General features: G+C 71.9%; 22 protein-coding genes. 19 read left to right on the forward strand and 3 right to left on the reverse strand.

Going from position 1 to position 23,903, the window contains the following annotated elements; genetic code table 11:
• Positions 1 to 155: 155 nt before the first annotated feature.
• The 3 genes from AB0H83_RS00660 to dprA are packed head-to-tail and all read left to right on the forward strand — an operon-like array spanning position 156 to position 3,228.
• Positions 156 to 515 carry a YraN family protein gene (locus tag AB0H83_RS00660; protein ID WP_360084553.1) on the forward strand — a complete coding sequence of 120 codons (360 nt, stop codon included), beginning with the start codon at positions 156 to 158 and terminating at the stop codon, positions 513 to 515.
• Positions 515 to 2,029 carry a YifB family Mg chelatase-like AAA ATPase gene (locus tag AB0H83_RS00665; RefSeq protein WP_360084556.1) on the forward strand — a complete coding sequence of 505 codons (1,515 nt, stop codon included), beginning with the start codon at positions 515 to 517 and terminating at the stop codon, positions 2,027 to 2,029. Before AB0H83_RS00660 ends, AB0H83_RS00665 begins: the two co-directional genes overlap by 1 nt.
• Positions 2,026 to 3,228, forward strand: coding sequence for a DNA-processing protein DprA (gene dprA, locus AB0H83_RS00670; RefSeq protein WP_360084559.1), 1,203 nt, complete (start codon positions 2,026 to 2,028; stop codon positions 3,226 to 3,228). Before AB0H83_RS00665 ends, dprA begins: the two co-directional genes overlap by 4 nt.
• Before the next feature lie 276 nt (positions 3,229 to 3,504).
• On the opposite strand, the gene AB0H83_RS00675 is transcribed toward dprA, so the two are convergent.
• Complete coding sequence (locus AB0H83_RS00675; RefSeq protein ID WP_360084562.1) at positions 3,505 to 4,683, reverse strand: pyridoxal phosphate-dependent aminotransferase; 1,179 nt, start codon at positions 4,681 to 4,683, stop codon at positions 3,505 to 3,507.
• A gap of 89 nt (positions 4,684 to 4,772) precedes the next feature.
• On the opposite strand from AB0H83_RS00675, the gene AB0H83_RS00680 reads away from it, so the two are divergent.
• The 8 genes from AB0H83_RS00680 (at position 4,773) to AB0H83_RS00715 (ending at position 12,658) form a co-directional block, all read left to right on the forward strand.
• Positions 4,773 to 5,648, forward strand: a complete 876-nt coding sequence (locus tag AB0H83_RS00680) for a hypothetical protein (protein WP_360084565.1) — start codon at positions 4,773 to 4,775, stop codon at positions 5,646 to 5,648.
• Between the two features lie 447 nt (positions 5,649 to 6,095).
• Entirely contained in the window at positions 6,096 to 6,920 is an 825-nt protein-coding gene (gene rpsB / locus AB0H83_RS00685; RefSeq protein WP_344507918.1) for a 30S ribosomal protein S2, read from the forward strand.
• A gap of 27 nt (positions 6,921 to 6,947) precedes the next feature.
• Entirely contained in the window at positions 6,948 to 7,775 is an 828-nt protein-coding gene (gene tsf / locus AB0H83_RS00690; protein WP_360084569.1) for a translation elongation factor Ts, read from the forward strand.
• Between the two features lie 99 nt (positions 7,776 to 7,874).
• Positions 7,875 to 8,666, forward strand: a complete 792-nt coding sequence (pyrH, locus tag AB0H83_RS00695; protein ID WP_360084572.1) for a UMP kinase — start codon at positions 7,875 to 7,877, stop codon at positions 8,664 to 8,666.
• A complete protein-coding gene (gene frr, locus AB0H83_RS00700) occupies positions 8,663 to 9,220 on the forward strand; it encodes a ribosome recycling factor (RefSeq protein ID WP_360084575.1) in 558 nt (185 codons plus the stop codon). Before pyrH ends, frr begins: the two co-directional genes overlap by 4 nt.
• A gap of 62 nt (positions 9,221 to 9,282) precedes the next feature.
• The gene (locus AB0H83_RS00705) at positions 9,283 to 10,389 is read left to right on the forward strand and encodes a phosphatidate cytidylyltransferase (RefSeq protein ID WP_360084578.1); all 1,107 of its coding nucleotides are present in this window, start codon (positions 9,283 to 9,285) and stop codon (positions 10,387 to 10,389) included.
• 59 nt (positions 10,390 to 10,448) lie between these two features.
• On the forward strand, positions 10,449 to 11,639 hold the full coding sequence (rlmN, locus tag AB0H83_RS00710; RefSeq protein ID WP_360084581.1) for a 23S rRNA (adenine(2503)-C(2))-methyltransferase RlmN: 1,191 nt from the start codon (positions 10,449 to 10,451) through the stop codon (positions 11,637 to 11,639).
• The gene (locus tag AB0H83_RS00715) at positions 11,636 to 12,658 is read left to right on the forward strand and encodes a DivIVA domain-containing protein (protein ID WP_360084584.1); all 1,023 of its coding nucleotides are present in this window, start codon (positions 11,636 to 11,638) and stop codon (positions 12,656 to 12,658) included. The genes rlmN and AB0H83_RS00715 overlap by 4 nt, the downstream gene beginning before the upstream one ends.
• A gap of 65 nt (positions 12,659 to 12,723) precedes the next feature.
• On the opposite strand, the gene AB0H83_RS00720 is transcribed toward AB0H83_RS00715, so the two are convergent.
• On the reverse strand, positions 12,724 to 12,942 hold the full coding sequence (locus AB0H83_RS00720; protein ID WP_360084587.1) for a DUF2631 domain-containing protein: 219 nt from the start codon (positions 12,940 to 12,942) through the stop codon (positions 12,724 to 12,726).
• A gap of 127 nt (positions 12,943 to 13,069) precedes the next feature.
• Between AB0H83_RS00720 and AB0H83_RS00725 the strand changes: the two genes are divergently transcribed.
• Both AB0H83_RS00725 and AB0H83_RS00730 read left to right on the forward strand, forming a co-directional pair.
• Positions 13,070 to 14,656, forward strand: coding sequence for a Rieske 2Fe-2S domain-containing protein (locus AB0H83_RS00725; protein ID WP_360084590.1), 1,587 nt, complete (start codon positions 13,070 to 13,072; stop codon positions 14,654 to 14,656).
• Positions 14,657 to 14,676: 20 nt separating this feature from the next.
• The gene (locus AB0H83_RS00730) at positions 14,677 to 15,384 is read left to right on the forward strand and encodes a DUF2786 domain-containing protein (RefSeq protein WP_360084593.1); all 708 of its coding nucleotides are present in this window, start codon (positions 14,677 to 14,679) and stop codon (positions 15,382 to 15,384) included.
• A 543-nt stretch (positions 15,385 to 15,927) separates the two neighbouring features.
• On the opposite strand, the gene AB0H83_RS00735 is transcribed toward AB0H83_RS00730, so the two are convergent.
• A complete protein-coding gene (locus tag AB0H83_RS00735) occupies positions 15,928 to 16,956 on the reverse strand; it encodes a YihY/virulence factor BrkB family protein (RefSeq protein WP_360084596.1) in 1,029 nt (342 codons plus the stop codon).
• Positions 16,957 to 17,174: 218 nt separating this feature from the next.
• Between AB0H83_RS00735 and aspS the strand changes: the two genes are divergently transcribed.
• The 6 genes from aspS (at position 17,175) to AB0H83_RS00765 (ending at position 23,873) form a co-directional block, all read left to right on the forward strand.
• Positions 17,175 to 18,413, forward strand: a complete 1,239-nt coding sequence (gene aspS / locus AB0H83_RS00740) for an aspartate--tRNA(Asn) ligase (protein ID WP_360084599.1) — start codon at positions 17,175 to 17,177, stop codon at positions 18,411 to 18,413.
• 179 nt (positions 18,414 to 18,592) lie between these two features.
• Entirely contained in the window at positions 18,593 to 19,780 is a 1,188-nt protein-coding gene (gene dxr / locus AB0H83_RS00745) for a 1-deoxy-D-xylulose-5-phosphate reductoisomerase (protein WP_360085536.1), read from the forward strand.
• Positions 19,780 to 21,084 (forward strand): site-2 protease family protein, encoded by a 1,305-nt coding sequence (locus AB0H83_RS00750; protein ID WP_360084602.1) that lies wholly within the window; start codon positions 19,780 to 19,782, stop codon positions 21,082 to 21,084. Before dxr ends, AB0H83_RS00750 begins: the two co-directional genes overlap by 1 nt.
• A 40-nt stretch (positions 21,085 to 21,124) precedes the next feature.
• Positions 21,125 to 22,291, forward strand: coding sequence for a flavodoxin-dependent (E)-4-hydroxy-3-methylbut-2-enyl-diphosphate synthase (gene ispG, locus AB0H83_RS00755; protein WP_360084605.1), 1,167 nt, complete (start codon positions 21,125 to 21,127; stop codon positions 22,289 to 22,291).
• A gap of 139 nt (positions 22,292 to 22,430) precedes the next feature.
• Positions 22,431 to 23,270, forward strand: coding sequence for a GNAT family N-acetyltransferase (locus tag AB0H83_RS00760; RefSeq protein WP_360084608.1), 840 nt, complete (start codon positions 22,431 to 22,433; stop codon positions 23,268 to 23,270).
• Positions 23,271 to 23,348: 78 nt separating this feature from the next.
• Positions 23,349 to 23,873, forward strand: coding sequence for a hypothetical protein (locus tag AB0H83_RS00765; RefSeq protein ID WP_360084611.1), 525 nt, complete (start codon positions 23,349 to 23,351; stop codon positions 23,871 to 23,873).
• The last annotated feature ends 30 nt before the right edge of the window (positions 23,874 to 23,903 follow it).

Below are 23,903 nucleotides of genomic sequence, written 5' to 3' on the forward strand. Positions count from 1 at the left end.
GGGTCTGGGGCGGCGCGCCGCAGGTTTTCCACAAGCGGCGCGTTGTCCGCGGGGTCTGGGGCGGCGCGCCGCAGGTTTTCCACAAGCGGCCCGTTGTCCACAGATCCGCCGCCACCGCCGCGCGCCGCCCGCGGAATCGCGGCAGGCTGCCCGGCATGACGAACACCAACCAGCTCGTCGGCCGCTATGGCGAGCGCCTGGCCGCACGGCACCTCCTCGCCCGCGGCCTCGTCGTGCTCGACCGCAACTGGCGCTGCCCGTCCGGCGAGATCGACCTGGTCGCCCGGGACGGCCCGCTGCTGGTGTTCGTCGAGGTGAAGACCCGCCGCGGCGGCAGGTTCGGCACGCCGGCCGAGGCGGTCGACGCGCGCAAGGCGGTCCGGCTGCGCCGGCTCGCCGCCCGGTGGCTGGCCCTGCACGCCGGCGGCCGGCGGCCGCAGGTCCGCTTCGACGTGGTGAGCGTCCTGCTCGGCGGCCGCACCGTCGGCGTCGAACACCTCCGCGGGGTGTTCTGATGGGCTACGCGAAGATCCGCTCGGTCGCCCTGCAGGGCGTCGTCGGGCAGGTGATCGTCGTCGAGGCCGACGTCGCCCCCGGCCTGCCGAGCCTCGTCGTGTCCGGCCTGCCCGACGCCGCGCTCACCGAGGCCCGCGACCGCATCCGGGCCGCCGTGCACAACTCCGGGGCCGTCTGGCCCCAGCAGCGCATCACCGTCAACCTGCTACCGGCGCATGTGCGCAAGCACGGCTCCGGCTTCGACACCGCCATGGCCCTCGCGGTGCTCGCCGCGGGTGCCAACCTGCCGACCGGGCTGCTCGTCGACGCGGTCGTCCTCGGCGAGCTCGGCCTCGACGGCACCCTCCGGCCGGTCCGCGGCGTCCTGCCGGCCGTGCTCGCGGCGAGCCGGGCCGGCGCCGACCTCGTCGTCGTCCCGCCCGGCAACGTCGAGGAGGCCCGGCTGGTGCCCGACATCCGCGTCCGCGCCGCCGACTGCCTCGGCCGGATCATCGGGTTCGTCCACGGCACCGAGGCGCTGCTCGACCCGCCGCCGGGGACACCGCCGGCGCAGCCGCCCTGGGCTGACCTCGCCGACGTCCTCGGCCAGGAGCGCGGCCGGCGGGCCGTCGAGCTCGCCGCGGCCGGCCGGCACCACCTGGCGATGTTCGGCCCGCCCGGCGCGGGCAAGACGATGCTCGCCCAGCGGCTGCCCGGCATCCTGCCCGAGCTGACCGAGGAGGAGGCCATCGAGGTCACGGCACTGCACTCCGTCGCCGGTGAGCTGCCGCCGGGCGCGGGCCTGATCCGCCGGGCGCCGCTGCAGGCACCGCACCACACCGCCTCGATCGCGGCCCTGGTCGGCGGCGGCTCCGGCATCGCCAAGCCCGGCGCGATCAGCCTCGCCCACCGCGGCGTGCTGTTCCTCGACGAGTGCGCCGAGTTCGCCGCGAGCGCGCTCAACGCGCTGCGCGAGCCGCTGGAGCACGGCGAGGTGCGGCTGCGCCGCGTCCACGGCGAGACGGTCTACCCGGCCAACGCTCAGCTGGTCCTCGCCGCCAACCCCTGCCCCTGCGCGAAGCCCGGCGGCGACGCGATGTGCCAGTGCCCGCCGGGAGCGCGCATCCGGTACCGGTCCCGGCTCTCCGGGCCGCTGCTGGACCGGGTGGACCTGCAGGTCGACGTCGTGGCGGTGCGGTCGGCGGCGCTGTTCGACGCCGAGCCGGCCGAGTCGTCGGCGACGGTCGCCGCGCGCGTCGGGCGGGCCAGGCAGGCCGCGGCGGCCCGGTGGGCACCGCACGCCCGGTCCAACGGGGAGGTCCCCGCCGCCGTGCTGCGCGCCGGGCGGTTCCGCCTGCCGCGCACCGTGGTGCGGCCGCTGTCCACCGCGATGGACCGCGGTCAGCTGTCGGCGCGCGGGCTGGACCGCATGACCAGGGTCGCGTGGACCGTCGCCGACCTCGACGGCCGCGACCGCCCAGGCCTCGACGACGTCTACGAGGCACTCGAGATGCGATCAAGGAGAGGGCGATGAGCACCACCGACCGGGCCGCGCGGCTGGCGCTGGCCCACCTGGTCGAGCCCGGCAGCCGGGAGCTCGGCCTGCTGGTGCGCCGGGAGGGCGCGCCGGAGGCGCTGCTCAAGGCGTTGCGCGGCGGGGTCAGCGAGCCGCTCGCCGGTGCCGTCCGGACCCGCCTGGACGCGGCCGGCCTCGGTCCAGGCACCGGCTCCGCCGATGCCTGGACCGGGCACGTCGCGGACACCCTTGCCGCCGCGATGACGCAGCGGGCCGGCGAGCTCGGCGCCCGGATCGTCACCGCCGCCGACGACGAGTGGCCCGCCGCGCTCGACGACCTCACCCGGGTCAGCCGGGACGGTGGCGACGTGCTGCGCCGCGACACCGACCCGCCGCTGTGCCTGTGGCTGCGCGGCCCGGTCCGGCTCGACGAGGCCCTGGAGCGGTCCGTGTCGGTGGTCGGGGCGCGGGCCGTGACCTCCTACGGGCAGTTCGTCGCCTCCGAGTTCGCGTTCGGGCTGGCGGAGCGCGGTTGGACGGTCGTGTCGGGCGGCGCGCTCGGCGTCGACGTCACCGCGCACCGGGGCGCCCTCGCCGCCGGCGGCGTGACCTGTGCTGTGCTCGCCTGCGGCATCGACCAGGTGTATCCGGTGTCCAACTCGGCGGTGTTCGAGCGGATCGCCGATGAGGGGCTGCTCATGACCGAGTGGCCGCCGGGCACGCGGCCGCACAAGACCAGGTTTCTCACCCGCAACAGGGTCATCGCGGCGGCGACCCGCGGCACCGTCATGGTCGAGGCCGGCTCCCGCAGCGGCGCCCGCAACACGCTGGGCTACGCCCGCCGGCTGGAGCGCTCAGCCATGGTGGTGCCCGGCCCGGTCACCTCGGCGATGTCGGTCGGCTGTCACGTGGAGCTGCGCATCCCCGGCACGGTGCTGGTCACCAGGGTGGAGGAGATCGTGGAGGAGATCGGCCACATCGGCGAGCTCGCCGAGCCCATCCACGGCGAGGAGCGCCCCGAGGACGCCCTGGACGCGACCCAGGCGCGCGTCCTCGACGCCGTGGCGCCGCGGACGGTCCGCACGGCGGAGGAGATCGCCGCGGTCGCGGGCGTCGCGGGGCGCGACGCCCGGCGGACCCTGCCGGTGCTGGAGCAGCACGGGTTCGTCGTCCACGCCGACGGCGGCTACCGCCTCGCCCCCAGGAGCCGCCCGTGACTGCTGCGCGCTCGCACCGTGCCGGTGCTGTGCGTGCCGGGCCGGTCGTCGGTGCAATCGTGACGGGTGCTGCGCGAGCCGGTCCGGGCGACGGGTCCTGCCCGTTTGCCCACCGGTCGTGCGGCCCGTGCAGCCGGTTGCGGGTCAACCGTTCCGCCGGTTGCCGGATCGACCATGCCGCCGTTTGCCGGGCTGGTCCTGGCGGGCCGCCCTCGCTGGCTCGTGTGTCCGCCGTGGCCGTCGCGGCGGTGCGGCGTGCGGTGGCCGGCGGCGGTGTCAGAGCCGGCCGAGCCGGGTGATCGCCTCCTCGATGACCTCGTCGCGCTTGCAGAAGGCGAACCGCACGATGTGGCGGCCGGCGGAGGCGTCGTCGTAGAAGACCTGGGTGGGCACCGCGACCACGCCGCAGCGTTCGGGCAGGGCCAGGCAGAAGTCGACGCCGTCGGTGCCGCCCAGGGGTGTGATGTCGGCGGTGACGAAGTAGGTGCCCTCCGAGCGCAGGACGGCGAACCCGGCCGCGGTCAGGCCCTCACACAGGCGGTCGCGCTTGCGCTGCAGGTCGGCTCGGAACTGCTCGTAGTAGGACGGCGGGGAGTCCAGGGCGACGGCCACCGCGGGCTGGAGCGGACCGGCGTTGACGAAGGTGAGGAACTGCTTGACCCGCAGGGCGGCGGAGACCAGGTCGCGGGGGCCGCAGATCCAGCCGATCTTCCAGCCGGTGCAGGAGAAGGTCTTGCCGGCCGAGGAGATCTGCAGCGTCCGCGACCGCATGCCGGGCAGCGACGCGATCGGCACATGCGGAGCGTCGGCGTCGGTGAAGACCAGGTGCTCGTAGACCTCGTCGGTGACGGCGACCGCGTCGAACTCCTCGCAGAGGGCGGCGATCTGGGTCAGCTCGTCGGGGGTGAAGACCTTGCCGGTCGGGTTGTGCGGCGAGTTGAGCAGCACGAGCCGGGTCCGCGGGCCGAAGGCGGCGCGCAGCTCGGCCGGGTCGAAGGCGTAGCCGCCCTCATGTGCGCGCAGGGTCACCGGGCGGCGGACGGCGCCGGCGAGGGCGATCGAGGCGGCGTAGGAGTCGTAGTACGGCTCGAAGCACACGACCTCGTCGCCGGCCTCGCACAGGGCGAGGATGCTGGCCGCGATCGCCTCGGTGGCGCCGGCCGTGACAATGATCTCGCCGTCGGGGTCGTAGTCGAGGCCCCAGAAGGCCTTCTGGTGCGCGGAGATCGCGGCGCGCAGCTCGGGGACGCCGGGGCCCGGCGGGTACTGGTTGTGGCCCGCGTGGATCGCGGCGGCGGCCGCGTCGAGCATGGCGGCCGGGCCGTCGGTGTCCGGGAAGCCCTGGCCGAGGTTGACCGAAGCGGTCCGCACGGCGAGTGCCGACATCTCCGCGAAGATGGTCGTGCCGAAGGGGCGCATCCGGGCGACGAGTTGATCACGGGTGGCGTCAGTCACCCACCGAGTATGCGACTCGGGTCACCGTCGTGTTTCTCGCAGGATCGTGGAGTGGCGGGGATCATCCGGAGCGCCTACCGTGACGGACCGTGGATGGACGCCGGAACTACTCCCCGGACCCGGATGCGGAACCCCGCTGGTATCCGGACGACCGTGGATATGACGACCGCGGCCGGGACGACCGCCGGGACGACCGCCTCGACGAGCGGGGTTACGCGGAGGAACGCGGGTACACGCCGACGCGGTACGCCGAGGACCGCGACTACGACGACGGCTACCGGGTTCCCGAGCCGCGCAGCGCCGCCCGCAGCTACGGCGACCCGTTGGCGTACGGGGACAGCCCGAGCGGCGTGTTCAGCGCTCCGCTGCCGGCGGGCCCCGGGGCGGGCCCCGAGCTCGTCGACGCCGCAGAGTCGGTGTCCAGGTCGAGGCGGTCGGAGGCGATCGACCGCAGCGCCCTGCAGCGGCCCGTGTCCGGTGGCGCACCGGGCGCGCCCGTGGCCCCGCCGCCGCCCGCGGTGACGGTGCCGACCCCGCCGCCCCCGAGCTTCGGTCAGCCGAGCCAGCCGAGCCAGCCGAGTCACCAGAACGCGTTCGCCGCGCCGACCGCCCTGACCGCCGCGGTGCCGCCGCCGCCGGCTGCTGCCGCCGCCGAGCCGGGTGGCGCCGTGTACCGCTCGAAGCGCCCCGGCCTGGCCGTCGTGCTGGTCGTGCTCACGGTCGTGTTCGAGCTGCCGGTGCTGCGGTTGTTCCTGACCGCGGTGACCGCTGACAAGATCGAGGCGGCGGGCACCCTCGCGAGCATCTTCATGATCCTGGGGCTGCCGATGTTCGCCCTCGGCCTGTACGGCCTGATCGGCGGCGCGGCGGCCTCCGCCCCCGGCGTGCGGGCCTGGTCGCGCACGCCGCTGGCGTACCTGCCGATCGCCGTCGTGCTGTTCGTCGCGGCGGCGCTGTCCACCTGACCGCCTGAGGGCCGGCCACGCGGGCCGGGGGAAGCGCCGGCGTGTCCACGCGGCGCCCACCCCGGTTCCGCGGCCGACGGCCGGCGTCCATCAGGTGGATCGACGCCCCGCGATGCAGCGCCACGCCCGCCCTGGGCGGTTTATCCGTAAAGCAGCCGCTATGGGTGGCCGGGCGTGCCCCGAAAAGCGGCATCCGGGGGCGGATTCGTGAGTCGGCCGCCGCTGCGCGTACACTTCCGAACGGCGACCGTGCACGCACGGTCGACCTCGCGCGCCCTCCCGCAGCCCGCCGCTTTCTCGCGCCGGGCGAGAGAAACAGGGCGGCGGCCGCCCTGGTCCCGATCCACAGCCTCGCGCTGACTCGGGTGAGACGGCCGACGACCGGGCGCCAGGACGGCGGACCGACCGGACCGCCGTGTCAACCAGGATCGAAAGGATCCCGCGAACATGGCTGTGACCATGCGCCAGCTGCTGGAAAGCGGCGTGCACTTCGGGCACCAGACCCGCCGTTGGAACCCGAAGATGAAGCGCTTCATCTTCACCGAGCGCAACGGCATCTACATCATCGACCTGCGCCAGACGCTGGACTACATCGACAAGGCCTACGACTACATCCGCAACACCGTCGCCGAGGGCGGCTCGGTGCTGTTCGTGGGCACGAAGAAGCAGGCGCAGGAGGCGATCGCCGAGCAGGCGACGCGTGTCGGTCAGCCGTATGTCAACCACCGCTGGCTGGGTGGCATGCTGACCAACTTCCAGACCGTCTACAAGCGGCTGCAGCGGATGAAGGAGCTCGAGTCCCTCGACCTCACCGGCACCGCGCAGGGCTACACCAAGAAGGAGACCCTGCAGCTGTCGCGGGAGCAGACCAAGCTGAGCCGCACGCTCGGCGGTCTGCGCGACATGCAGAAGCTCCCGTCGGCGATCTGGGTGATCGACACCAAGAAGGAGCACATCGCGGTTGACGAGGCCCGCAAGCTGGGCATCCCGGTCATCGCGGTGCTCGACACCAACTGCGACCCCGACGAGGTCGACTTCCCGATCCCGGGCAACGACGACGCCATCCGCTCCGCCGCGCTGCTGACCCGCGTGGTCGCCGATGCGGTCGCGGACGGTCTCATCGCCCGGTCGGGCCGTGCCACCCGCGCCGACCAGAAGCCCGAGCCGGGCGTCGTGGCCGGCGACGAGCCGCTCGCCGAGTGGGAGCGTGAGCTGCTCGAGGGTGCCAAGCCCGACGACGCCGCTCCCGCCGCCGAACCCACCCAGGCCTGACAGAGCGAACTCAAGCGAGAGAGAGTCATGTCCAACTTCACCGCCGCGGACGTCAAGCGACTCCGCGATCTGACCGGCTCCGGCATGATGGACTGCAAGAAGGCGCTCGAGGAGGCCGAGGGCGACTTCGACAAGGCCGTTGAGCTGCTGCGTATCAAGGGTGCCAAGGACGTCGGCAAGCGTGCCGGTCGCACCACCGCCAACGGCCTGGTCGCGCACTACGGTTCGGGCCTGGTCGAGATCAACTGTGAGACCGACTTCGTCGCCAAGAACGAGGCGTTCGTCGAGCTGGGCCAGAAGCTGGCCAAGCACATCGACGAGACGAAGCCGGCCGACCTCGAGACCCTGCTGGGCTCGAAGCTCGGCGACAGCACGGTGGCCGAGCTGATCCAGACCGAGTCGGCGCGCATCGGCGAGAAGCTCGTCATCAACCGCTTCGCGGTCCTGGGCTCGCCGGTGGCGATCTACATGCACCGTAAGAGCCCGGACCTGCCGCCGCAGGTCGGCGTCGCGGTCGAGTTCAGCGGCAAGGACGACGAGGCCGCCGTCGCCGACGCCCGTGGTGTCGCGATGCAGATCGCGGCCATGCGGCCGAAGTACCTGACCCGTGACGCCGTCCCGGCGGACGTGGTCGAGTCGGAGCGCCGCATCGCCGAGCAGACCGCTCGCGAGGAGGGCAAGCCGGAAGGCGCCCTGCCGAAGATCATTGAGGGCCGGGTCAACGGCTTCTTCAAGGACTTCGTCCTCATCGAGCAGCCGTCGGTCAGCGACAACAAGAAGACCGTCAAGCAGGTGCTGGCAGAGGCCGGCATCGAGGTGACGCGGTTCGTCCACTTCGAGGTCGGCCAGGCCTGATAGCAGGGCGCGGAGGGGGTCACGGAATCCACACTGGAGGCCGGGACCCCCTCGTCATATCCCCTTCAGCGGCAGAACGGACATGGGAAGGTTGCCCAGATGACGCACACCGCTGTGGAAGCGGCAAGGCAGGCACTGACGCCGGCCCCGATCGGGGTGCGGCGCGTCGTGCTGAAGCTCTCCGGCGAGGTGTTCGGTGGTGGCGCGGTCGGTGTCGACCCGACCGTGGTGCGGCACATGGCCACCCAGATCGCGACCGTGGTCCGCCGTGGCGTCCAGGTGGCCGTGGTCGTCGGTGGCGGCAACTTCTTCCGCGGCGCGGAGCTGTCCCGGGCCGGCATGGACCGGGCCCGCGCCGACTACATGGGCATGCTCGGCACCGTCATGAACTGCCTCGCGCTGCAGGACTTCCTGGAGAAGGAAGGCATCGACACGCGGGTGCAGAGCGCGATCAGCATGGCGCAGGTCGCGGAGCCGTACATCCCTCGCCGCGCGATCCGTCACCTGGAGAAGGGCCGGGTCGTGATCTTCGGCGCCGGGGCGGGCATGCCGTACTTCTCGACCGACACCGTCGCTGTGCAGCGGGCGCTGGAGATCCACGCCCACACGGTCCTGATGAGCAAGAACGGGGTCGACGGCGTGTACACGGCCGACCCTCGCACCGACCCGGCGGCACGCAAGCTCGACAGCCTGACATTCGCCGAGGCCCTGCTGCAGGGCCTGCGGGTGGTCGACCAGACCGCATTCAGCCTCTGCCAGGAAAACGCGCTGCCGATGCTCGTCTTCGGCGCCGAGGGGGAGGACAGCGTGGCTCGCGCGTTGAGTGGTGAGAGGATCGGCACGCTCATCACCGCTGAGTCCATCCCGGATCGAGGAGGAAAGACCACGTGATCGAAGAAGCACTCTTCGAGGCCGAAGAGAAGATGGAGCGCGCGATCGAGCACGCCAAGGAGGAGTTCGCGGTCATCCGGACCGGTCGAGCGACCCCGGCGATGTTCGGCAAGGTGATGGTCGACTACTACGGCACGCCGACCCCGCTGCCGCAGATGTCGTCGATCGCCATTCCGGAGCCGCGTATGGCGATCATCAAGCCGTACGACGCGAGCGTGATCGGCGCGATGGAGCGGGCCATCCGCGATTCGGACCTGGGCGTCAACCCGAACAACGAGGGTACCCAGATCCGGATCAACCTGCCGCAGATGACCGAGGAACGCCGCCGCGAGATGATCAAGATCGCCCGGCACAAGGCCGAGGACGCGCGCGTCGCCGTGCGTAACGTGCGCCGCAAGGCCAAAGAGGAGCTCGACCGCATCGTCAAGGACGGCGAGGCGGGTGAGGACGACGGGCGCCGCGGTGAGAAGGAGCTCGACGACCTGACGCACAGGTTCGTCGCTCAGATCGACGAGCTGCTCAAGCACAAGGAATCAGAGCTCCTCGAGGTCTGATGACGCCCCCCGGTAACCCTTCGACCAGGGCGCGGCACACTGATGCCGCGCCCGAGGCGTCTATGCCAAGAAAACAGCAGCCGGACGAGCCGCACTCAGACGAGCCGCACTCAGACGAGCCGCACCCGGACGAGGCCGCGCAGCCGCCGGCAGAAGCGCCGCCCCCGCCGGCGGCGACCGCGCAGCCGCAGCCTGCCGCGCCGCAGCTGGCAGAAGCGCAGCCGCCGGCAGAAGCGCCGCCCCCGCCGGCGGCGACCGCGCAGCCGCAGCCTGCCGCGCCGCAGCTGGCAGAAGCGCAGGCGCCGGCAGAAGCGCCGCAGCCGGCGGCCCAGCAGCCCAAGCGCAAGGGCGCCGGGCGCAACCTGCCGGCCGCCATCGGTGTCGGCGTCGCGCTCGGCGGCGCGGTGCTCGCCTCGCTCTTTGTGTGGATCCCGGCGTTCCTCGCCCTGGTCGTGATAGCCGTCGTCGTCGGCATCTGGGAGATGGTCCGGGCCGTCAGCGTCCGCAAGGCCCACCCGCCGCTGGTCCCGCTGCTCGTCGGCGGCCCGTGCACGGTGGTGCTGGCGTGGTTCGGCGGCGCCGACCTCCTGCCCCTCGGGCTGCTCGCGACGCTGCTCATGACGTTCGTGTGGCGGTTCGCCGGCGGCGCCCGCGACTATCAGCGCGACGTCACCGCCGGCGCGCTGATCGCGGTCTACGTGCCGTTCCTCGGCGCGTTCGCGGCCCTGCTCGCGCACCCCGGCCGGGATGTGTCCGACGGCGCCGTGCGCGTCCTGATCACGATCCTCGCCGTGGTGCTGTCCGACACGGGCGGATATGCGACAGGTGTCTTTCTTGGCAGGCACCCGATGGCGCCGTCGGTCAGCCCGGCCAAGTCCTGGGAGGGCTTCGCCGGGTCGGTGGTGTGGACAGGCGCCGGGAGCGCGGTGGCGCTGCCGCTGCTGCTGCCCGACGCCGTCTGGTGGCACGGCGCGATCTTCGGGATCGCCGTCTCGATCGCCTCGGTGCTCGGCGACCTCGGCGAGTCGCTGATCAAGCGTGACCTGGGCGTCAAGGACATGAGCAGCCTGCTGCCCGGTCACGGCGGGCTCATGGACCGGCTCGACTCGATCCTGCTGGCCCTGCCGACCGCGTACGCCGTTCTGGCGTTCCTGGTCCCCCCGTCCTAGTGCCCTTGGCCAGCGGTACTGAAGATCACGCGACTCGGCATGGGACACTTGAAGACGTCATGACACAGCTGCCCGTTCTGAACCTGTCATCCACCGCGACCGGCACGACCAGTGACGGCCGCCGTGCGACCATGCCACCACGGCACCTGGCCGACCTCGATCTTGCCGGGCGTCGTGCCGCCGTCGCCGAGCTGGGCGAGCAGGCGTTCCGGGCCGGGCAGGTGTCGGCGCACTATTTCGGCCGCCTCATCCGCGACCCCGCCGACATGACGGATCTTCCCGCGCGCAGCCGCGACGCGATCACCGGAGCGCTCCTGCCGAAGTTGCTGCATCCGGTACGGGAGATGGCCACCGACGACGGGGCCACCCGCAAGACGTTGTGGCGCCTTCACGACGGGGCTCTCGTTGAGAGCGTCCTCATGGGATATCCAGACCGGGTGACGGTGTGCGTGTCGAGCCAGGCGGGCTGCGGGATGGCGTGCCCGTTCTGCGCCACCGGCCAGGCCGGCCTGACCCGCAACCTGTCCACGGCGGAGATCGTCGACCAGGTCGTCTGGTTCGCCGGGCTCGCCGCCCGCGGGGTCCTGCCCGGCAGCCCTGACCGGCTGTCGCGGGTCGTGTTCATGGGCATGGGCGAGCCCCTGGCCAACTACAACCGGGTCGTCGCGGCGGTCCGCAGGCTCACCGACCCCGCCCCGGAGGGGCTCGGACTGTCCCAGCGGCACATCACGGTGTCCACCGTCGGGCTGGTGCCGGCGATGCGGCGGTTGACGCAGGAGGGGCTGTCGGTGACGCTTGCGCTGTCGCTGCACGCACCTGATGATGATCTGCGCGACACGCTCGTGCCGGTCAACCAACGTTGGAAGGTCGCCGAAGTGCTTGATGCCGCGTGGGAGTATGCGGCTCGCACCGGTCGGCGCGTGTCCATTGAGTACGCAATGATCCGGGATGTGAACGACCACCCGTGGCGGGCTGATTTGCTCGGCCGGCTCTTGTCCGGCCGTCTCGCGCATGTCAATCTCATCCCGCTCAATCCGACACCCGGCAGTAAGTGGGACGCTAGTCCTAAGCCGGTGGAGCGAGAGTTCGTCCGACGCCTCCGGGCCGCTGGTGTCGCGACCACGGTGCGTGACACCCGTGGCCGGGAGATCGACGGGGCCTGCGGGCAGCTTGCCGCCTCAAACGGTGGCACAGTGGGAGAGCGTGAAACAGGCTTGCTAGCACGGCGAGCGAACGAGGAGACACAGTGAGTCAGGGTCAGCGGTTCCGGCGCCGTGCGCTGCGGCGGGGATACAAGGTCGACGAGGTCGACTCGTTCCTCGACCGGGTTGAGGCCACCCTCTCCGGTGACCCTATGGGCGCGCCGGTGAGCGCGCAGGAGGTCCACGACGTGGTCTTCCGCGTGCGCTTCGGCGGCTACGACGAATGGCAGGTCGACCTGCATCTCGACCGGGTCGAGCGCCAGCTGGCCGAGCTGGAGGAGCGCGGCGGCGGTGGCTTCGGCCGGGCGCTGGACTCCCGCAGCGGCGAGCTGCGCATGGCGCCGGAGCGGATGCCCGAGCGCATGCAGCCCGAGCGGATGGGCCCGCCGCCGATGGAGCGGATGCAGCCCGAGCGCATGGGGCCCCCGCCGATGGAGCGCATGCAGCCGGAGCGGATGGGTCCGCCGCCGATGGAGCGGATGCAGCCCGAGCGGATGGGCCCGCCGCCGATGGCGCCGCCCCCGCCCCTGCCGCCGCGACCCGCGCCCGCCCCCGCAGGCCCGCCCCGCGACCAGAACTACGGCCGGTATGACGAGCCCACCTACGGTGGCGCGTTCGACGACGACCGGGGCTACGATGCGCCGCGCCCGCCGCGCGCCGACATGACCGCCGAGATCCGCATGGACCGCGACCGTCCCGAGCCGGCCACGTACGGTGGCGGCCCGGACCGCGACCCGTATGGCGGTGGCCCCGACCGGGACCCGTACGGCGACTCCTACGGCGGCCCGCCCCCGCCGGCGCCGGTGCAGCACCAGTCGACCGAGGTGGCCCGCATCGACCAGCTGCGCCGCACGTTCCAGCTGCGTCGCTTCGGCAGCGGCTACGACCGCGCCCAGGTTGACCGGCTGTTCGAGGGCGTCATGGCGTCGCTGTCCGGCCGTGGCGGCCCGCTGACCGACGGTGACCTCGACCCGTCGCACCTCAACCTGGTGCCCGGCGGCTACTTCGAGGCCGAGGTCGACGCCGCGCTCAAAGAGGTCCGCGACATCGTGATCCGGCGCCGCTGACCCAGGCTCGCGAAAAGGCGCACCGGTGTTCCGGTGCGCCTTTTCCACGTGTCCGACCGGCGCGTCTACCGCAGGCCGTTGCGGCGCAGCACCCAGTCGCCGACCAGCACCAGCACCAGTACACCGGCGCTCGCGATCAACCAGATGTCCTCGACTCGACCCTCGTGGTTGCCGATCACCATCGACAGGATGAGCAGCGCGGTGACGGCGGCACCGATGCGGGCCGCCCGCGGGTGCCCCGGCTTGAGCTGGTCGGGGGAGGTCACGGGCTCGTGCTCGGCCACGGCGCGTCCTTTCGCTGGCAGGTGTGCTTCGCGACAAAGTCTGGCATGCGGCACCCGGACCGACGGTTGCGGGTCGGTCGGGTAGCGTCGGTGCGGCACGTTTCTGTGGTTTCAAGGGAGGAACGCGGTGCGGATCACCGGGACCGGACACGCCAGCCTGCGCATCGACACCGACGCCGGCAGCATCCTGTGCGACCCGTGGGTCAACCCGGCGTATTTCGCGTCGTGGTTCCCGTTCCCCGACAACTCCCTGCTCGAGTGGGAGACCCTCGGCGACTGCGACTACCTCTACGTGTCGCACCTGCACCGGGACCACTTCGACGCCGAGCACCTCAAGCGTTTCGTGTCCAAGAAGGCGACGGTACTGCTGCCCGAGTTCCCCACCTCGGAGATGCGTGACGAGCTGGAGGCGCTCGGCTTCACCAGGTTCCTGGAGACCAAGAGCGACCACGTCCACGAGCTCGACGGCGGCCTGAAGATCATGATCCAGGCGCTGACCTCGCCCACCGACGGCCCGATCGGTGACTCCTCGCTGTGGGTCGAATACGACGGCGTGCGCATCCTCAACCAGAACGACGCCCGCCCGACCGACCTCACCACCTACGCCGCGCTCGGCCACGTGCACGCGCACCTGCTGCAGTTCTCCGGCGCCATCTGGTACCCGATGGTCTACGACCTGCCGCAGGCGGCGAAGACGGCGTTCGGCAAGCAGAAGCGGGACCGCCAGTTCGACCGGACGTTCCGGTACATCGACGACCTCAAGGCCTCGCACGTGGTGCCCATCGCCGGCCCGCCGTGCTTCCTCGACGACGACCTGTGGCAGTTCAACGACATCTTCGGTGACGAGGGCAACATCTTCCCCGACCAGTGGGTGTTCCAGCAGGAGTACGCCAAGTACGGCGGCACCAACTCCACGGTCCTGCTGCCCGGCTCGGTGATGACCCTCACCCCGGACTCGGCGCAGACGTCCCACCCGGTCGACGTCGAGGAGTTCTTCGCGCACAAGCGGGAGCACCTGGAGGAGATGCGGGAGCGCAAGCGCCCCGTCATCGAGGCCGCCAAGGCGACCTGGCGCCATCCCGAGGTCGACGTGCTCAAGGAGATGAAGGCGCGCATCGAGCCGCTGCTGGACGAGTCGGTCTACCTGGCGAAGGGCGTCGGTGGCCCGGTCCGCTTCGACCTCGTCGGCTACGACGGCACCTCCGTCGAGTCGATCGTCGTGGACTTCCCCGGCAAGCAGGTCCGCCCGTACGCCGACGAGAAGGTCCGCTACCGCTTCCGCACCGAGCGGGCGCTGATCGAGCACCTCCTGTTCATCGAGGAGGTTGACTGGGTCAACTCGCTGTTCCTGTCGTGCCGCTTCACCGCCACCCGCATCGGCCAGTACAACGAGTTCGTCTACTCGTTCTTCAAGTGCCTGTCGGAGGAGCGGCTGCAGTACGCGGAGGGCTGGTTCGCCGAGCAGAAGCCCGACGCCGAGGACATCAAGCTGGGCGACTGGATCACCCAGCGCCGCTGCCCGCACCTGAAGGCCGACCTGACCCGCTTCGGCGTCATCGAGGGCAACACGCTGACCTGCCAGCTGCACGGGTGGAAGTTCGACCTGCCCAGCGGGCGCTGCCTGACCAGCGTGGGTCACGAGCTGCGCTCGCGTCGCGCGGGGGTGGGTGAGGAGGTGCCGGCTTCGGAGCCGGCGTCCGCGGAAATGTCGTAGGTCGGCGGTAGCCTTCGTGCGTGTTGGAGAAGGTTCGGAAGCTGCTCGCCAAGGCGGAGGACCCCGCGTGCACCCGTGAGGAGGCTGAGGCGCTCACCGCCAAGGCCGCCGAGCTCATCGGGAAGTACGGCATCGACCAGGCCCTGCTCGCCGCCACCGAGGGCCACCGCCCGCAGGCCGTCGGCAACCGCCTGGTCGAGCTGCAGCCGCCGTATCTGCGCGAGAAGGCCCACCTCCTGCACGTCGTCGCCGCGTCGCTGCGCTGCCGCTCGGTGCGCCTGCAGCACCGCACCCGCGACGGCCTGCGCATCTCCATGCACCTGTTCGGCTTCGAGTCCGACGTCGCCGGCGTCGAGCTGCTCTTCGCGTCCCTGCTCGTCCAGGCCGCCCGCGGCGTCCTCACCGAGCCCGTCCCGCCGGGCGAGCAGGTCGCCGCCTGGCGCCGCTCGTGGCTCATCGGCTTCAGCTCGGCGGTCGCCCACCGCTTCGCCGAGGCCGACCGCCGCAACCGCGCCGCCGCCCCCGACCAGCCCGGCACCGCCCTGGTCCTGGCCGACCGCGACCGCGCCGTCGACGTGGCGGTCGACGAGCAGTATCCGGACCTGCGCACCGCCCGCCCTCGCCGCCTGACCGGCGGCGGCTTCGACGCGGGCAACGCCGCCGGCCAGCGCGCCGACCTGGGCAGCCCACGAGTTGCGACTGCCGCCCGCCAGCGGTTACCCAGCTGACCTCCGGCGCGCGGGGCTGTGCCGCGCCTGCGCTGGGCGGTGGAGCCGTGCCGCGCTGCGGCGAGTCGCGCGAAGCGCGGGGGACCGTGCCGTCGCCGGGCCGGGCTGGCCGGGGCGCATGCCGTGCCGCGCCGTCGGACCGCGCGGGGCCAGGCTGCGGGGGCATTCCGGGCTGTGGGGGCGTGCCGTTGGGTCGTGCCGTGCCGTCCGGGTCGTGCCGGGTTGCGAGGTCCGTGCCGTTGGGCCGTGCCGGGCCGTTGGCCGGGTCGTGCCGGGTTGTCGGTCTCCTGCATGGCTGGCGAAGTCCGAGAATGAGGTCGCTCCGAGGCGATTTGCACGGTATATCTGTTCTGCCAGATTGGTCACGAACATTCACCGGGTTCATGGTGGTGTTGTGGTTCCTCGCCGTACGGGTGCTCGTGCTGGTGGGGCGGCCCTCGGCCGGCCAACCGACCCTTGCCGCCCTGCCGTGGCACGGTCGCGCCGCCCTCCGCCGCTCGTGATCGATGTCGCGGGCGAGCAAGTGGGGCGCCGGCCGAGGGGTCAGCGTGGGGGGTCGAGCTGGTCGTGGGCGAGGGCCTGGGGGTCGGTGTCCGGGTCGCGGTCGACTTGTTCGTCGACGGGGACCCACTGGTCCTCGACGACCGGTTCGGGGACGCCGACGCGCAGGGCCTCCAGCTGGGCGCCGAAGGCGATGCCGAGGAACAGGGCGATGCCCGTCAGGTTGGCCCACAGCAGGAGGGCCATGATGCCGGTCAGGGCGCCGTACGTGGCACCGAAGGCGTCGCTGCTGCTGACGTACACGGCGAGCAGGGCGCTGATCAGCCACCACAGGAGGGTGGAGAGGGCGGCGCCGAAGAGGAGCCAGGAGAAGGACGGCTGGCGGCGGCGGGGGGCGAAGTGGAAGATCGCGCCGACGGCGGTGATGACGAGGGCGAGGCTGACGGGCCAGCGCAGGACCTGCCAGACGGTGTCGAAGATGCCGCCCCAGGGGTAATGGGCGCGGACCGAGCGGCCGAGGTCGCCGCCGGCCACGAGCATGAGGAAGCCGGTGAGGGCGGGCAGGCCGGCGCCCGCGGCGAGCAGGGCGGCGCGGCCGTACTTCACGTGGGCGGGGCGGTCGCGTTCGACGCCGTAGATGCGGTTGGCGCCGCGTTCGAGCTGGGCCATCGCGGTGGTGAGGGCGACCATGCCGGTGAGCAGGCCGGCGGTGAGGGCGAACTCGCCGATGTCCTCGGCGCGCTCGGTGTCGGCGAGCAGGTCGTGGACGAGGTCGTCGCTGGCGCCGGGGGTGAGGGCGAGGACCGTGTCGGCGACCACCTCGCCGCCCTCGGCGACGCCCAGGTCGCTGACGAGGCCGCTGAGCGCGATGAGGAACGGCACGATCGCCAGGCACAGCTGCAGGCCGAGGGCGCGCGCGTGGCTGAAGCCGTCGCCGTACCGGAAACGCAGGAAGGCGTCGCGCAGCAGGCACCAGCCGCCGTGCCGGCGCAGGGCATGCCAGGCGTCGTCGGCGGAGAGGTCGTCGCGGGCCATCAGGCGCGTCTCGGGGACCTGCCGGGTGCTGCTCACAGCGCGTGAATTCCCGTCGCGGCGAAACGGAAAACTTGCCTACCATCGAAGGGCACGGTGACGATGCGGACGTGCCGGCGCCTGACAAGCGCACGGCGGCGCGGCCGCGGAGCCGGATGCAGCGAGGTCACGACGGCGTGTCGTGGCGAAGGTGTGGTGGCACCGCGACCGGCCCCATCGCCCACACCTCCGGGGAGCGGAGTCCCTCAGGAGGTGTCATGCATCGCATTCTGTCCGACCAGCTGCCGCGCCACGTCGGCGAGACCGTCACGGTCGCCGGCTGGGTCCATCGGCGGCGGACCCTGGCCAACGTCGCGTTCGTGGTCGTGCGCGACCGCGCCGGGCTGCTGCAGGTGGTGAGCCGGGAGCCCGAGCCGCCGGGCGAGGAGCAGGTCGTCGAGGTCACCGGGCGGGTGGTCGCCAACGCCGCCGCGCCCGGTGGGGCGGAGCTGGCCGACCCGGTGTTCACGCTGCTCGGGCCGGCCGAGCCGCCGCCGGTGGAGCTGTTCCGGCCCGAGCTCAAGGCGGCGCTGCCGGCGCTGCTGGACCACGCCGCGGTGACGCTGCGGCACCCGGCGCGCAGGAAGGTGTTCGCGGCGTCGGCGGCCGCGGTCGGGGCGTTCCGGGCGGCGCTGGACCGGCAGGGGTTCACCGAGGTGTTCACCCCGAAGATCGTCGGTACCGCGACGGAGAGCGGCGCCAACGTGTTCCGGCTGGACTATTTCGGTGCTCCGGCGTACCTCGCGCAGTCGCCGCAGTTCTACAAGCAGACGATGGTCGGGGTGTTCGAGCGGGTGTACGAGGTCGGCCCGGTCTTCCGTGCCGAGCCGCACGACACGTCCCGGCACCTGGCGACGTACACGTCGCTGGACGCGGAGCTCGGTTTCGTGCGCGACCACCGCGACGTCATGGCCGTGCTCACCGAGGTGATCCGGGCGATGGTCGAGGCGGTGCGGCCGTACGGCTACCAGGTCGACCTGCCGGTGGACGTACCGGTGCTGCATTTTCGCGAAGCCTTGCAGCTCGCCGGAGCGCCCGAGGACGAGCCCGACCTCGCCCCCGAGCACGAGCGCGCGCTGGGGGAGTGGGCCGCGCGGGTGCACGGCTCGGACTTCGTGTTCGTCGAGGGGTACCCGATGCGCAAACGCCCCTTCTACACGCACCCGCAGCCCGGCGAGCCGCGCTGGTCGAACTCCTTCGACCTGCTGTTCCGGGGCGTCGAGCTGGTCACCGGCGGCCAGCGCCTGCACCGGCACGCCGACTACCTGGCCGCGCTCGCCGAGCGGGGGATGGACGCCGGGCCGCTGCGCACCTACCTGGAGGCGTTCCGGCACGGCATGCCGCCGCACGGCGGGTTCGCGATCGGGCTGGAGCGGTTCGTGGCCCGGGTGACCGGCGCGGCGAACGTCCGCGAGACCACGCTTTTCCCGCGTGACCTGCACCGTCTCGCCCCGTAAATCGATTGCACGGATACAAGTGATGATCTATAATTGGTACATGCGTACTAACGGGGATGGCATCTGGGATTCACCGCGATGACGGTCGGTCGCGGGGGTGCACCACTGTGTGCCCCCGCGGCATCGGCGGCGCCCCACACGTGCGCGCCTGAGACAATGGATGGGTGACCCCCCGCGAGATCGTCCTGCTCGGCTCGACCGGGTCGATCGGCACCCAAGCGATCGACATCGTCCGGCGCAATCCCGACAAGTTCCGCGTGGTCGCCATCGGCGCCGGCGGCGGCAACGTGCGCCTCCTCGCCGAGCAGGCGCTGGAGCTCGGCGTCGACGCGGTCGGGGTGGCCAAGGCGACCGCCGCGCAGGACCTGCAGCTCGCCTTCTACCGCGAGGCCACCCGCCGCGGCTGGGCCACCGGCGACTTCCGGCTGCCGAAGATCCTCGCCGGTCCCGACGCGATGACCGAGCTGGCGCAGTGGCCATGCGACACGGTGCTCAACGGGGTCGTCGGCTCCCTGGGCCTGGCGCCGACCCTCGCTGCCCTGCGCGCCGGTCGCGTCCTGGCCCTGGCCAACAAGGAGTCCCTGGTCGCCGGTGGTCCGCTGGTGCGGGCCGTGGCGAAGCCGGGCCAGATCGTCCCCGTCGACTCGGAGCACTCGGCCCTGGCGCAGGGACTGCGCGGCGGGACGGCCCGGGAGGTCCGGCGCCTGGTGCTGACCGCGTCCGGCGGCGCGTTCCGCGGGCGGACCCGCGAGCAGCTCGTCGGGGTCACGCCGCAGGAGGCCCTCGCCCACCCGACCTGGGACATGGGACCGGTCGTGACGATCAACAGCGCCACGCTCGTCAACAAGGGCCTCGAGGTGATCGAGACGCACGAGCTGTTCGGTGTGGCGTACCGCGACATCTACGTCATGGTGCACCCGCAGTCGGTGATCCACTCGCTGGTCGAGTTCCACGACGGCTCGACCCTCGCGCAGTGCAGCCCGCCCGACATGCGCCTGCCGATCGCGCTCGCCCTCGGCTGGCCCGACCGGGTCGCGGACGCCGCGCCGGGCGTGGACTGGACCACCGCGCACACGTGGGAGCTGCGCCCGCTCGACGAGGAGGCGTTCCCCGCGGTGGCGTTGGCGAAGGCGGCGGGTGAGGCGGGCCGGTGCCGCCCGGCGATCTACAACGCGGCCAACGAGGAGTGTGTTGCCGCGTTCACAGCGGGTGACCTTCCTTTCCTCGGCATCGTCGATACGCTCGAGCAGACGCTGACGGACGCACCGGACTTTGCCGAACCAGGTACCGTCGATGACGTGCTCGCCGCCGAATCCTGGGCGCGGGCCTATGCGCGCGAGCGGATCGCGGGCGGGAAAGGGGCCTGATGGCGTTCACGGTGGGGATCGTCCTGTTCGCAGTGGGGATCCTGGTCGCGGTGTGTCTGCACGAAGCGGGGCACATGCTGACCGCCAAGTGGTTCGGCATGCGGGTGACCAAGTACTTCGCCGGGTTCGGCCCGACGATCTGGTCGTTCAAGCGCGGCGAGACTGAGTACGGCATCAAGGCCCTGCCCTTCGGCGGGTTCGTCAAGATCGTGGGGATGACGCCCCAGGAGGACGAGATCGACCCGGCCACCGGCAAGTCCGGTGCGGACGACCCGCGGGCGATGTGGCGCTTCCCGGTGTGGAAGCGGACGATCGTGATGAGCGCGGGGTCGATCACCCACTTCGCGCTCGCGCTGACCACGCTGTGGGTGCTGTTCTCGTTCGTGGGCATCCCGGACCCCGAGACCAAGAGCGAGGACTGGCCGGTCCGTGTCGGCCCGGTCGCGCAGTGCATCTCCACCAAGTGGGAGTACGACCCGGTCACCAAGGGGCCGAAGGCGTGCGACCCGGCGAAGGACCCGAAGAGCCCGGCCGCGCAGCTCGGACTGAAGCCCGGCGACTTGATCGTCTCCGTCGACGGGGTCGCGGTGCCCGACTCAGGCACGCTGCGCGAGGAGCTCAAGAAGGTCACCGACAAGACCGTCGCGGTGACCTGGACGCGCGACGGCAAGACGATGAGCGGCACCGTGCAGATCCCGGAGGCGGAGCGGCTCAAGGCCGACCTGCCCGCCACCAAGACCTTCGACCAGATCACCGCCGGCGACCTCGAGAAAGGCGGCCTGCTGGGCATCAACATCGCCCCGCGGACCTCCGACATCCCGCACGTCTCCTACGGGCCGGTCGAGGGCGTCGACAAGACGTTCACGATCACCTGGTCGCTGGTCGAGCGCACGTTCGCGTCGTTCAAGGACATCCCGGAGAAGGTGCCCAACCTCTTCAAGGCGATCTTCGGCGAGCAGCGCGACCCCGAGACCCCGGTCAGCGTCGTGGGCGCCAGCCGCATCGGCGGCGAGCTGTTCGAGCTCGGCGACTGGGCCTCGCTGCTGCTGCTGTTCGCCAGCCTCAACCTGTTCTTCGGTATCTTCAACCTGTTCCCGCTGCTGCCGATGGACGGCGGCCACATCGCGATCGCCTGGTTCGAGCGCCTGCGGTCCTGGTTCGCGGCCAAGCTGGGCAAACCCGACCCAGGTCGGGTCGACTACTACAAGCTGGCGCCCATCACGCTCGGCGTGATAGGCATCCTCGGCGTCTTCGTCCTGCTGACGGTGACCGCCGACTTCGTGAACCCCATCACCCTGAAGTAAACCGGACAATCCGATCACCCTGAAACAGGTGGCGCACTCCATGACCGCTGTCAGCCTCGGCCTGCCTACCGTCCCCCCGCCGGCGCTCGCGCCGCGCCGGAAGTCCCGCCAGATCATGGTCGGCCCGGTGCCGGTCGGCGGCGGCGCGCCGGTGTCCGTGCAGTCGATGGCGACCACGCTCACCGCGGACGTCAACAGCACGCTCCAGCAGATCGCCGAGCTCACCGCCTCGGGCTGCCAGATCGTGCGGGTCGCTGTGCCCAGCCAGGACGACGTCGAGGCGCTGCCGGCGATCGCGAAGAAGTCGCAGATCCCGGTCATCGCCGACATCCACTTCCAGCCGAAGTACGTCTTCGCGGCGATCGACGCCGGCTGCGCGGCGGTCCGGGTCAACCCTGGCAACATCCGTCAGTTCGACGACAAGGTGAAGGAGATCGCGAAGGCGGCCTCCGCGGCGGGCATCCCGATCCGCATCGGCGTCAACGCCGGCTCCCTGGACAAGCGCCTGCTGGAGAAGTACGGCAAGGCGACCGCCGAGGCGCTGGTCGAGTCGGCGCTGTGGGAGTGCTCGCTGTTCGAGGAGCACGACTTCCGCGACATCAAGATCTCGGTCAAGCACAATGACCCGGTGGTCATGATCCGGGCGTACCGGCAGCTGGCCGAACAGTGCGACTACCCGCTGCACCTGGGCGTGACCGAGGCAGGCCCCGCGTTCCAGGGCACGATCAAGTCCTCCGTGGCGTTCGGCGCGCTGCTCGCCGAGGGCATCGGCGACACGATCCGGGTCTCGCTGTCCGCGCCGCCGGTCGAGGAGATCAAGGTCGGCAACGCCATCCTCGAGGCGCTCGGGCTGCGCGAGCGCGGGCTGGAGATCGTCTCCTGCCCGTCGTGCGGCCGGGCCCAGGTCGACGTGTACACCCTGGCCGAGCAGGTCACCGCCGCGCTCGACGGGTTCCCGGCACCGCTGCGGGTCGCGGTCATGGGCTGCGTCGTCAACGGCCCCGGCGAGGCCCGCGAGGCGGACCTCGGCGTGGCGTCCGGCAACGGAAAGGGCCAGATCTTCGTCAAGGGCAAGGTCATCAAGACGGTGCCCGAGTCGCAGATCGTGGAGACCCTGGTCGAGGAGGCCCTGCGCCTCGCCGAGGAGATGGGTGTCGACCTGCCGGAGGAGCTGCGCGGCCTCGGCCCGTCCGTGACGGTGCACTGAAACCACCGCCGGCGCCGCGCCGCGAGCCGCCGGCGTCTGCGGTGCTCCCGGTGCCCGCGGCGCTTCCCGAAGCGGACACGGGGGAGACTGGGCAGGGTATGTGCGGCCGTCCCCAGCCGGGCATGGCAGGCTTGTACGCATGCTGACGGCGGCGGCGAGGCTCCTCGGCGACGCTGAACGCGGTTCAGTCGAGCGCCTGCTCGACGGTGACCCGTTCGGCGGCGCGCAGGTGGCCGAGCGGATCTCGATGGCCGGGCTGGCCTGGTGGCGTCAGGACGCCCGGATCTTCGGGTACGGCTCGCGCCGGCACCTGGAGTCACTGTGCTGGCTCGGGGCCAACCTCATCCCCGTCACCGCCTCGCCCGCGGCCGTCGCGGCCTTCGCCGACATGGTCGCCGGCGAGCCCCGCGGCTGCTCGTCGATCGTCGGTTCCGCCGACGCGGTGCTCGGGCTGTGGAGCCGGCTGGCCTCGTCGTGGGGGCCGTCGCGGGACGTACGCCCGAACCAGCCGCTGATGGCGACCTCCTCGCCGGCGCCCGTGCCCGCCGACCCCGCGGTGCGGCTCGTGCGGCCGGACGAGATCGACCTGCTGTTCCCGGCGGCCGTGGCCATGTACACCGAGGAGGTCGGCGTCTCACCGACCGCCGACGGCGGCGAGCGCTCGTACCGCGAGCGGGTCGGCGAACTGGTCCGGGCCCGCCGCGCGTACGCCCGCGTGATCAACGGGCAGGTCGTGTTCAAGGCGGAGCTGGCCGTGGTCACCAAGCACACCGCCCAGATCCAGGGCGTCTGGACGGCGCCGGAGTGGCGCGGCCGGGGGCTGGCCAGGGGCGGGATCGCCGCGATCGTGCGCGACGCGCTGCGGCGGGTGGCGCCATCGGTCAGCCTGTATGTCAACGACTACAACACCCCAGCTCGCGCGGTATACGAGCGCTGCGGGTTCCAGCAGGTGGGCACCTTCGCCACGGTGCTGTTCTAAACCGGGATTTCCCGACAAACCGCCCCCTGTGTGCAGGATGATCAAGAGGCCACCCGGCTGAACAAAGGGAAGCTTCGTATGGGCCAGATCATCCGGCAGATATCGCCCAACACCACGCGCTACTACTGGTACCCGGGGGACAAGAAGGAGTGGCTGCGCGCCCTCGTCGCCTGCGGTGCCGGGTGCGCGGTGTTCGGGGTGACGTTCCTGCTGACCAGGAGCACCGTCGCCGCGACCGTGCTCGGCCTGTCCACCGCCGCCGGGTGCGCCTGTTTCAACCTCGGCCGCCGCGACACCCGGGCGCTCGACGCGATCGACACCGCCACGATCACCCGCCGGGCCACCCTCGCCGCCTCGGGCCGGGCCACCTGGCGCGGGCTGGTGGAGGGGGTGGTGGTCGCGCTGGCGGTGCTGGTCGTCGCCCAGCTGCCGACCCGCGGCTTCGTCGTGGACTGGCTGCTGCCGCTGGTGCCGGCCCTCGCCGCCGGCACCGCCCGGCAGGGCGGGCTGCTCAGCGCCCGCCTGACCCACGAGTCGGCGAAGGCGTCGACCCTGCGGCCGGTGCTCAACCGCAACCCCCTCGCCGAGGGCGCCCGCCACTGACCCTGGCCGCCGCGGGAGGACGGTTCCGAG

The organism is Dactylosporangium sp. NPDC050688 (assembly GCF_040654515.1).
Taxonomy (GTDB): Bacteria; Actinomycetota; Actinomycetes; order Mycobacteriales; family Micromonosporaceae; genus Dactylosporangium.